This window comes from Aquiluna sp. (assembly GCF_965064355.1).
In genome coordinates this window covers 1-10,536 of the sequence record NZ_CBCHRQ010000046.1, presented here as the reverse complement: position 1 = coordinate 10,536, position 10,536 = coordinate 1, and the positions used below count along the sequence as shown (strand labels likewise).

General features: G+C 50.0%; 8 protein-coding genes and 1 tRNA gene. 4 read left to right on the top strand and 5 right to left on the bottom strand.

Annotated features, from left to right (window positions below; all coding sequences use genetic code 11):
* Positions 1-3,399: helicase-related protein (locus tag AC128V_RS05015; protein ID WP_482763588.1), on the bottom strand; the 3,399-nt coding region annotated here is incomplete at its 3' end.
* Between the two features lie 742 nt (positions 3,400-4,141).
* On the opposite strand from AC128V_RS05015, the gene AC128V_RS05010 reads away from it, so the two are divergent.
* Positions 4,142-4,342: a hypothetical protein gene (locus AC128V_RS05010; protein WP_482763587.1), complete on the top strand. Its 201-nt coding sequence runs from the start codon at positions 4,142-4,144 to the stop codon at positions 4,340-4,342.
* A complete protein-coding gene (locus AC128V_RS05005; protein ID WP_482763586.1) occupies positions 4,342-5,565 on the top strand; it encodes a tyrosine-type recombinase/integrase in 1,224 nt (407 codons plus the stop codon). Before AC128V_RS05010 ends, AC128V_RS05005 begins: the two co-directional genes overlap by 1 nt.
* A 78-nt stretch (positions 5,566-5,643) precedes the next feature.
* Here AC128V_RS05005 and AC128V_RS05000 read toward each other — a convergent pair.
* Positions 5,644-5,725: transfer RNA gene (locus AC128V_RS05000), tRNA-Tyr, on the bottom strand.
* Positions 5,726-5,817: 92 nt separating this feature from the next.
* On the opposite strand from AC128V_RS05000, the gene AC128V_RS04995 reads away from it, so the two are divergent.
* Together AC128V_RS04995 and AC128V_RS04990 are read left to right on the top strand one after the other, a co-directional pair.
* On the top strand, positions 5,818-6,846 hold the full coding sequence (locus tag AC128V_RS04995) for a LacI family DNA-binding transcriptional regulator (RefSeq protein WP_482763585.1): 1,029 nt from the start codon (positions 5,818-5,820) through the stop codon (positions 6,844-6,846).
* 10 nt (positions 6,847-6,856) lie between these two features.
* Entirely contained in the window at positions 6,857-7,345 is a 489-nt protein-coding gene (locus AC128V_RS04990) for a YajQ family cyclic di-GMP-binding protein (RefSeq protein ID WP_482763584.1), read from the top strand.
* On the opposite strand, the gene manA is transcribed toward AC128V_RS04990, so the two are convergent.
* The 3 genes from manA to AC128V_RS04975 form a co-directional block, all read right to left on the bottom strand.
* On the bottom strand, positions 7,342-8,421 hold the full coding sequence (gene manA, locus AC128V_RS04985; protein WP_482763583.1) for a mannose-6-phosphate isomerase, class I: 1,080 nt from the start codon (positions 8,419-8,421) through the stop codon (positions 7,342-7,344). The two genes, AC128V_RS04990 and manA, sit on opposite strands and share 4 nt — an antisense overlap.
* 3 nt (positions 8,422-8,424) lie before the next feature.
* A complete protein-coding gene (locus AC128V_RS04980) occupies positions 8,425-9,696 on the bottom strand; it encodes an MFS transporter (protein ID WP_482763582.1) in 1,272 nt (423 codons plus the stop codon).
* Positions 9,697-10,536: ferredoxin--NADP reductase domain-containing protein (locus AC128V_RS04975; protein WP_482763581.1), on the bottom strand; the 840-nt coding region annotated here is incomplete at its 5' end.

Genomic DNA, 10,536 nt, shown 5'->3' with positions numbered 1-10,536 from the left:
TCTGTAAGCGCGGTCGACTAATGCTTTCGCACGCTTGCTCTCTTGCTTGGTCGTAATTTTTCTCAGGGCATTATGTAAGTCAGTTGAAGGCGATAGATGTTTCATTGCGTCTAACACCTTTGTGACTGTTGGAGTAAATCTGAAGAATGACGGCGTGGTTCGAGCGTGGGACTTTGCTACTTGCACAGCTCTGTGGACAATTGAGTTTCTGTCAAGATTCAGATTGTCAACTAAAGGTGTTTTCTGGCTACGCCCCAAGCGCAAAGCTGAGAGTGCTTCCATGGTCTCCACTGGGCCCACCGAAGATGTAGTGCTTACAAAAATGTGATTTACAAATTCCGCACCCGTATCTGCGACTGCTCCTGAGATTCTAATTAGTGATAAGGCTTGAGCGTTGTCTAGTTTGCTTGCCCCATCGTTTGAAAGAGCGCCCCATTTACCTTCTGGAATCTTGGCAAGTTCGCTCCTTTCCTCCTCACTAGCATTCTTTTCAAAGTCTCGGAGGTCCATAACAAACTCATCCTCGCTCAGTAGGTCCTCATCATCGTCGAGGCTTCTCAAAACCTGAGATGCATCTTCCACGTTGTAAAGAAACGGCTGCTTCTCAGAATTCTTCGCGGCAACGTCTATGTCATCTACATACTCAATTGGGTTGGCCGCTTCTCCAAGAACCGATTGGTCAGTTCCGACTGTGTACCTAATTCGGTCAATCTTTCGCTCAAGTCGATTGACGAGTGACAGATACTCCTCTAAGTCAACGTCTGGATGGATGTTGTAGATATAGACATCAGAATGCTCTGAGCCCAATCGATTAATGCGCCCGTTCCTCTGAATCATGCGAACAGGGTTCCAGTGAAGGTCAAAATTCACTAGGAGGCCACAATCTTGTAGGTTTTGCCCCTCGCTCAAAACGTCAGTTGCAAAAAGGATGTCAATTTCACCGTCACGCGCAACTTGTTCAGCTCCACCTTTGGAGACAGGTGAGAATCGCTTAGCTAGTTCTTCAACTTGACTCTTACTTTTTCCGCTAGTGAAGGCCGCGACTTTCTCCAGAGATTCGCTGGTGTAGTAGCTCTGCAAACTCTCCTGAAGGTAGGAGACAGTGTCTGAGTAGTAGCTAAAAATTAGTACCTTTTTACCCGCTGGTTTATCTCTCCGAAGACGTTCGAGCAAGGTACTGAAGCTCTCAAGTTTGCTGTCTTTTTCGCCTAGGACATTACACATTTCAATTAGGACCCGAATAAGGTTTCGGTCACGTGCTAAGTCCGCTTTGATTGCATCTAGATTAAATATTTTCGGGTCCGCAGGTACCAACTCGCTAGCCTCGTCGAGTGAGTCTCCGTTCAATCCCTCAAGGTCATCTCCATACACATTCTGAAGATTTCTAATGTCCTTGATTGAGGCAATGAGGTTTTGGTTGACAAGTACAGACTCGAACTCGTTCAGTCTGCCAAGGTAGTTCTCCAGTGATTTTCTTAGAGCAAACTGAGAAGACTCTAGTCGCTTGAGCAAAGTGACTCTCAGCATGTTGTGAACACTAAGTTGGCTATTTACTCGGAAGGATTCTTCGGGCTTTAGACGGAACGTCCGAATCTCTTCTGGCGTCTTGTTGTAGAACTTGTGCTTGTAAACCTCAGACTTGTATGGGGCAAAGCCCAGAAGCAGGAGCACCTGAAAAATTCGTTCAAATGGAGTTTCTGAGACTCCCTCGGGCATGTAGGACTCGTCCGTAATAACGTCCAGAGGATGTTGTGCGCGCTGGGTGCGCTCTAGCAGCCAACCTACATCCAGGCGCTCAGGAGTAGTTTTCTCAAAAATGCTGGAATTGGATTTGCAGATGTCACTGAGCTGAGCGAGAGACTCAGGTGAGAACTCGTAGGGGGTTGGGATGACCTTTGATTCAGGAAACCTTCGGGTCGTGCCGTCGCTTTGAGTGATACCCCCGAATTCACGCTCGATTCCGCTTCTCGTTGTCCTAACTAGGAAGTGACGAAGGCCCTGACGCATTACCCTGTTGACTTTGTCGAAGTCTGGCGTCTTGCCTTCCTGTTCCGCTGTATTGATATCTTTCGTGAGTCTCTTTACGGCATCAAAAAAGTCAATAACCTCATTCTTTTTAGTTGTTGGGTAAACAACTGGAAATGATTCCAGCTTTCCCTTTGCGGCAAGTTGAACTTGATTTACAAAATCCGTCAAAGAATTGTTGATTGGTGTAGCTGTAAGTAGGAGGACGTGGCTCTCAGGGTTTTCACTAAACCAATCGAGTAATTCATCATGCCGTGTTCCTCCTCCACTTCGAAGGTTGTGCGCCTCATCAACTACGAATAGGTCCACGCTTGCGTATTTATCGATGGCTCTTTCTGCCTTGATTCGCCCTAGGTCCTGCATCGAAATAACTTCAAAACCATGGAACAGGCCGTGCACTTTTGCCAAATCTTCGCGCCATTGGAATGTCAAGCTAGCTGGCGCAATTACGTAAACTCTGCGAGAGCCTAACTCCTCTAAGTAATGGCGAACGACAGCGCCAGCAGTAATTGTCTTTCCCAGACCTACAGAGTCTGCAAGCATGGCCAGACCATTTTTTTGAAGTTTTTTCAAAAGGAGTTTTGCGTTTCTCAGCTGAAACTCGTATAGGACATCTTCAATATTTTTGGAGACTTGTGTGTCTGGAACTAATTCGTCTGAATACAGCTCGTAAAGAGTCTTTATGTACATCAAATATGGAGAAAAAAGTTTGTCTCCAACAGGCGATGTCTCCAGTATTTCTGAGAATTTGCCGTTCCACACTTCTGATTTTTCATGGTTCCACATTGATTCGAACCAGCTCAGATGTCCATTTTGGTCGGTGTCAACTTGAGGTACGAACTTTACGATGCGTCCCTCGTCTTCAAGTGCGTTTAATTCGATGTTTCTCGTAAGGCCCGCTTCGGTGAAGTTTGAAGAGCCAATAATCCCGATGGCCTCTTTTGATTTGTATGAGCCAAAAATGTAAGTTTTCGCATGAAGGAAGTTGCCCCTATAAATCTTTACGGTGAGGCGCCCGTCTGCAATTAGCTTCTTTACTTCTACCACAAGGTCCCGAAGCTCGTTCCTGTGTTCAAGCGCAGATAGAGAAGCGATTAACTGTGACTCTGGGAATGTCTCATCCAACTTGTTTAAGTCCAGCGATTTTGCGTAGCTCGGAGGTAGAGGTTCTTGCCCGATTAGCAATCGAATTGATTCGTAGGAGCGAATGCTCTTAATGACTTTTTGCAGACCAAGTAAATCCCAGTATCCAGTTGCAATGGAAAGCTCGGTAAATGAAGGTGCAATTTCATTTATTACATCCGCCAGGCGAACTCGGCTGTTATCAATAATTTGAGCACCCATGTTTACAAGCCTACTTTTTGCATCTGACACAGAAAGGTCAGGTTCGATGTGGTGGTAGATGATGCGCTCATGTGATTAATTTCCCCTACTTCGTTGAGGGCCTTTGGAGACTCTTTCTTGGGAATGTGGCCCTGGGAGCGGGAAATCACGAGCTATCTTGGAAATGTGGAAGTTGGCATTCGTGCGTGACCAATTCATGTAACTCATGATGCTCCCCCTAGGACTCCCCCAGCTGATGTGCTCAAACCAGTAAACCTGAGCCAAGAAAGTCGGGCTTTCCAGTTTGAACTCCTGATTCGGCTTTAGCTCTGACCAAAGCTTCGAATTAGGTACGACCTCGATTGCTAGCGCTCGGATTACAGCTGGTAGAGCGAGCTGAGTCAAAACTTTTGTAGATACGAATTTGCCATTGTTTTCGACTGAAATGCGCTGAATTTCAAGCTTGTCGCCAGTAAACACACACTCAACGACTGCAGACACCCCGAGTTCCGAGTACACAACCCTTCGAGTCAGGGATGAAGGTATGGACTGCTGAGTCCCTGTCTCTTGGTCAAAGGGCCCGAAATTGATGGGTTTACCGTCAGGTACCCCAACGGTTTCCAACTTGAATGACAGCCCCATTCTTGAATCCTACTAGAACCCCTTTCATAAAGGGTATTGACAAGTCTGAATTCGTTCACTAGAGTTTCTTGTAGTACCTCCTCCGTAGGGGGTACTAACTTGAAGATAACATTGGAAACTCCAAGAAGGAGTTCCAGATAGGAGAACAAAAATGTCAATTGATGACTACCTCAACTCAAATGAGGCTGTGATTAGCAGGACTGATGCAGCCACCTTGTTGAAGTGCGACCCTCGGACAGTTAGCCGCGGAATACTGGATGGCTCGATTCCGTCCATCTCCCTAGGCAAGAGGACTTTGATTCCACTCAGGCCCTTCCTGCGACTACTAGGCGCCGACAAGGATGGCAACTAATGGCGCGAAAGAAGTCCAGGAGCTACGGCGAAGGGTCTGCCTACGCATATAAGACACGAGGGGGCACTCGATACAGGTGGCAAGCCAGCTTTCGAGATGACCCTTTTGACTCGGAGAGTCCCCTCAGGCGACTTTCTAAAGGTGGCTACGCCACTTTGAAGGAGGCACATTCGGAAATGCAGAAGGTTCTGATTGAGGCGCAGAGTGGTCTGACCCCAAGGGCTTCTAAAGAGACTTTTGAGTGCTATTCGAAACTGTGGTTAGACAATCAGAAGTTAGCAAATGCCACTTTGATGGGATACGAGAAGATTATTCGGGTCCACTTGGTTCCCCACCTAGGGAAACTGAAAGTAGGACAGATTGTACCCAGCACTATCTCGAAGCTCTATCGAGATTTAGAGAAGAGTGGTAACCGCGGAAGGTTGACTTCAGGCAGTGGCTTGTCAGCTAATTCCGTAAACAAGATTCACATGGTCCTCGGTTCAATACTTAGTTCCGCTTTGAACGATGGCCTCGTGAAGGTAAACCACGCGCGAAACAATCCCAAGGCAATACAGGCGCCTACCGCAAGGTCAATAAAGATGCAGAAACAAGAGCTCCGCACTTGGTCACCAAGTGAACTGTCAACATTTCTGGATTGGAATAAGGGAGTCTACGAGGATGACCTACATGCGTTGTGGCGCCTGTACTTTATGTCTGGAATCCGACGTGGAGAAGGTGTGGCACTCCAGTGGGATGACATCAACTTTGAAACTGGAGTCATCTCTATTCGACGGGCGTCTGACTCGGGATTGCGAAAGGCAACCAAGCCAACCAAGACTTATTCAGAGAGAGCCGTCAGGATGGACCAAGAGTCATTGGATGTTCTAAAGTCTCACAAGTCCGAACGAGCCAAATTAGGCATTCAATTCGTCAGAGGTGATGCTTTCGTATTTGGAAATCTCGACGGCACTGTTCGAAATCCTGGTGACATCGGCGAGCGCTGGTCCAAGACTTTAATTAGAGCCCAACAATCGGGTCTTTACTTGCCGCACCTAACAATTAAAGGAATGCGCCACACTCACGCTACTCAGCTTCTGGAGGCAGGGGTGAGTCCCAAGGTGGTCCAAGCAAGGCTAGGTCACACAGATATAACGACAACCATGAACATCTACTCACATGTGACTGAGACGCTTCAGGTTGCTGCCGTAGAAGCCTTGGCGTCGTACTTAAAGGGAGCGTAAGCACAACAATGTGCACAACGGAGTTAAGAAAACCCCGCTTCTACTGGTCTTCACCAGTATTGGCGGGGCTTCCCGATGTGGCTAGTGAGGGATTCGAACCCCCGAAGGCTGAGCCAGCTGATTTACAGTCAGTTCCCTTTGGCCACTTGGGTAACTAGCCAGATACGTTTTTTATCACGCGATGCAAAAGAATAGCCCATTTTCGCTGCTCTAACTAGCGGCAAAGATTGTAAAGCTTTACAGTTTGAGATTATGGTCGGAATTATCGAGGTTGCAGAGCGCGCAGGTGTCTCTACAGCGACAGTCTCTAGAGCTCTAAATGGCAAGAGCCACGTCTCAGCTCGCGCACGTGAAAAAGTCCTGAAGGCCGCACAGGAACTGGGCTATGTGGCATCGTCTTCTGCCTACACCTTGGCTACCGGCCGCTCCAAGAACATTGGCGTTGTGATGCCATACATCGACCGTTGGTTTTTCTCCGCGGTATTGGATGGAGCGGTGAACGCTCTGGTAAACCGTGGCTACGATGTAACGCTTTACAGTCTTTCCGGAGGACCTGCCTCTCGCAAGCGCGTCTTTGAAGATCTAGTGCTTCGTAAGCGAGTAGATGGCGTGCTAACCGTTGCGGTGAAGCTCTCCGAGAGTGAGCTCAAGAGATTGAGCGAACTGCAAAAGCCGATCGTTGGAATTGGTGGGCCGATTCCTGGAGCGCGTTCGATCTCGATTGATGACGAGGGTGCTGGACGCCTTGCAACTCAACACCTAATCTCCCTTGGTCACCGGAAGGTGGGCATGATCTCCGGAACTCCTGCCACCGAGATGGACTTCCACCAGCCCTACCTTCGTCGCACCGGATACCAAGAAGCGCTTTTGGATGCGAATCTGGACTTTGACCCTAAGTGGGTGGCCGAGGCTGACTTTACGGTTAGTGGCGGTTACGTTGCCGCTAAGCAAATGCTTGGCGATCCCCGCAATGCACCAACAGCTATTTACTGTGCATCAGATGAGATGGGCTTTGGTGCCATTCAGGCGGCCCGCGATCTTGGTCTAAGAGTCCCCCAGGACATCAGCGTTATCGCGATGGATGGACACCCGATGGGTGAGTTCTATGGTCTTTCCACCATCGACCAGCAAACCAATGCTCAAGGAGCTAGGGGTGCGGAAATGTTGGTTGACATCCTTGAGGCTAGCGACGACAAGCTGCTGAATAACGTTGAGCAACTAACGACCTGGCCAATTGATTTGGTGGTGCGTTCTTCAACGGCGAGACAAGCCACTAGCTAGAATTTGCCTCATGGCTGATTCCTCATTTGACGTAGTTTCCAAAGTTGACCACCAAGAGGCGGACAACGCCCTAAACCAGGCTTCCAAGGAAGTCGAGCAGCGCTACGACTTCAAGGGCACCGACGCCTCAATTGAGTGGAGCGGTGAAAAGGTAATGATCAAAGCCAACTCGCAAGACCGCGCTCTAGCTGTGCTGGACGTATTCGAGACCAAGCTGATCAAGCGCGGCATATCCCTCAAGTCTTTGGATGCCGGAGAGCCTTACCCATCGGGCAAAGAGTTTCGAATCGAGTGCAGTCTCAAAAACGGCATCGACCAAGAGAACGCCAAAAAGATTTCGAAGATCATTCGCGACCAGGGGCCTAAGAGCGTGAAGGCTCAGATCCAGGGCGATGAACTTCGCGTTAGCTCTAAGTCAAGAGATGACCTACAGGACACCATGTCTTTGCTTCGTGGATCAGACCTTGAAGTTGACCTTCAGTTCACTAACTTCCGTTAGCCAAGTGCGATAAAGCCGGTTCCGCTACCGGTAACCGAGAACAATCTGGCATCTGCCATAAAAGCTGCCTTGCCGCGAGAAATGCTTAGCGTCCCGTCTTTGCTAGTGGAAATCGTTAGCTCCCCCTGGGTGCAAACCACAATGCCGGTGTTTGGCAAGTCAAGATCCATCAACAGCACGCTCGAGCTTGGCTCTACCCGATAGACGTTGAAGTCCTCTGCGGCAGTTGAATACTCCCAAATACCTTGGCTGAGCTTCTTCACAGCAATCTTTGGCTCGGCCAATTCGCTGTAGTCCAAGACCCTAAGTAGCTCACGAACATCGACGGTCTTTGAAGTCAATCCCCCGCGCAGCACGTTATCGCTACTAGCCATAACCTCAACGCCTAGACCCTCAAGGTAGGCGTGGATATTGCCGGCCGGAAGATACAGACCCTCGCCTGGTGAAAGCGCTACTAGGTTCATGAAGACCGAGACCAAGATGCCCGGGTCTCTGCCGTAAAGCTGGAACAGCTGCTCGATAAGGCGATCGCGCTTGCGACCAAGTACTGCTGCATTGGCAACCAGCGTGAGGATTAGCTCCGGATCAGATTCATACACCCACTGCATGGCTGCCTGATAACCACCAAGGGCAAACACTTCGGCAAGCGGGGCAAAGCCCGCGTTGGCCTTCACTAGCTCCTCTAGGTCAACCTTCATTTCAGCCAGCGGCCTAAAGCCACACAGTGCTCGGAAGTCGGTGATTGCAACGATCAACTCAGGTTTGTGATTGGCATCTGAGTAGGACGGGTGATGGTTTAGAAACTGTCGTTCCGCAAGTTCTTTAGTTGGATGCGCCTGAATAGAGAGCGGATTTGCGGCAGCTAGAAACTTCACCAGATAACCAAGTTGCCCATAGCGATCGGCGAGTGAACCCCCCGCTGAATCAAGGACTTTTGCGGGTGCTGTTGGGTGCGTGCCAAACCATTGCTCTGCGATTGGATACTCGGGTTCTTCGATCCCAAGTAGATCCGAGAGCAGCGGGCTTGAACCCCAGGCATAGTTCATTGGGTTATTGCCAATTGCAAAAAGCGTCATCGATTACCTGCGCTCTTCTTCTATGACAACAAGCGGCATCGGTGAGGTTGGCGGAGAAACGGAATCAAGGTCGGTTTGCTTGGCCTTCTGGGCAAACTGATGGGCGATAAGTCCTGAGGCGATAGCCAGTGCAACCGGGAAGAAGAATGCGAGAGATAGGCCAACCCCTTCTGCTAGCGCACCCATGAGAGTCTTTGCCATAACCTGCATGATCGCGCTCATAAGCGACAATCTAGAAACCGCCCACGCCGTTGAAACTCCTGGGATGTGACCGGCGGCAGATATGAAGGTAGGGGCACCCGGAGCTAGGCCAAGACCGGCAAGAAACCACAGCAGCATCGTGGCAGCAAGAGCTAGGGTGCTGGAGGTGTCAGCCAATAGCGGCGCAAACAGTGCAGCCATTGCTAGAACTCCAGCCGCTAAGAATGCGCCTCGAGAGGCGATTAGATTCGGGTGGTATTTCTCCGCCAGCGAAGTCATCGAGAGGCGGCCGATGATCATGCCGATCATAAAGGTGGCAAACGGTAGCGACCTAAGCGCGAGTTCAACATTCAAGATGTCCCGGGCAAAAACAGCAGCCCAGTCGATGACCGCAACCTCAGGGAAGACGATTCCGATAATTCCAAGAGCCAACCAAACCAATTGGACTGGGATGTGGAAGAACTTGCGCTTTACAACCCCGGCACGCTCCTCTAGGTGACCGTCCTCGGTTGGGGATAGCAGCCAGCGCAAGGCGAACTCAAAGATGATGACGTTCAAGATTGCGACGATGATCAGGTACTGCTCGAGATCCAATACCAGTGTCGACAGACCACCGGTCATTGCCGCTGCCACCGCACCTATGCTCCAGCCGGCGTGGAAGCGAGCAATCACGTTTTTCTTGATCTGCTTCTGCAATAGCACCGAGTGTGAGTTGACCGAGACGCCGAGGATCGAGATGAAGAAGTTGAAAGCCATGTTTAGGAAGAACCAGATAAATGGGTTAGAGGTCAGTCCCAGCAGCACCAAAAATATCGCACTGAAGTAGTTGCCGAAGCGAATCAGGGTCCTCGGGCCAAAGCGCATAATCAGCCGGGAGACAAAGAACAGCGGGACAATCGAGCCCACCACGCCAAACCCAATGATGGTTCCCCAAGTAGCAAAAGACACATCTAGCCGGTCGATGAATTCCGGCACCCAGGCCACCGAGCTAAGTGCGATATGACCGGTGAAGGCAAAGGCGATAAGCATCGCAATTTGTGCCTTGCGAAGACGCTTACCGGATAGCTTTTCCAACTACTTTGAACCTTCAAGAATCGAGGAGATTTCCTCGCGATCAAATAGCTTCTTACGCTCGCGCCCATCCTGGGCACCAAGAGCAAGCTCTTTGGCATCAAGGGTCAGCCAGTCTTTCCACTCCAAATACTTCACACCACGAGAATCCAAAGTCTCAAGAATCTCAGCCTCGGAAGGCTTAGCAGGAGTCCACCACATTGCTCTATCTGCAATGACGTGTGAGATGGTCTCAATGGCATCTGCCTTGGTGTGACCAATTAGTCCAACTGGGCCGCGCTTGATCCAGCCGGTGCAGTAAACACCAGGGATCTGCTTGCCTTCGCCGTCTAGTACTCGACCCTCACTGTTTTGAATCACGCCGTACTTAGAGTCAAAAGGAATCTCATCTACCGGAGAACCAAAGTAACCAACTGCGCGGTAAACAGCCTGAATCGGGAAGGTTTCAAACTCATCAATTGGCGTTACGTTTCCGGTGCCATCGAGCTTGGTGTGCTGCACCCTAAGGCCAACTACCTTGCCGTCTTCACCGAGAACTTCAACTGGGGCTGAGAAGAAGTGCAGGTGCAACCTGCGCTCCTCTATAGCCTGAGGGTTCTGTCTTAGGTCCTCGAGAGTCTTCACCATTACACGAATCTGGTTGTTGCTATCGATAGCGGTTTGAGACCCGTCGTCGTATTGGAAGTCTTCGTCATAGACGATTGACTGCACGCCTTCAATGTGAAGTGCCTCACGAAGTTCTAGTGGGCTGAACTTCACCTGAGCTGGTCCACGTCTTCCAAAGACATGCACATCGGTCACCGGAGAGGCCTTGAGGCCCTCATAGACGTGATCTGGGATGTC

What these genes read in the sequence shown, in the direction of transcription:
- AC128V_RS04990 (WP_482763584.1), top strand. Translation starts at nt 6,857, where the DNA reads ATGGCTGATTCCTCATTTGACGTAGTTTCCAAAGTTGACCACCAAGAG.
- AC128V_RS05010 (WP_482763587.1), top strand. Translation starts at nt 4,142, where the DNA reads ATGTCAATTGATGACTACCTCAACTCAAATGAGGCTGTGATTAGCAGG.
- AC128V_RS05005 (WP_482763586.1), top strand. Translation starts at nt 4,342, where the DNA reads ATGGCGCGAAAGAAGTCCAGGAGCTACGGCGAAGGGTCTGCCTACGCA.
- manA (WP_482763583.1), bottom strand. Translation starts at nt 8,421, where the DNA reads ATGACGCTTTTTGCAATTGGCAATAACCCAATGAACTATGCCTGGGGT.
- AC128V_RS04995 (WP_482763585.1), top strand. Translation starts at nt 5,818, where the DNA reads ATGGTCGGAATTATCGAGGTTGCAGAGCGCGCAGGTGTCTCTACAGCG.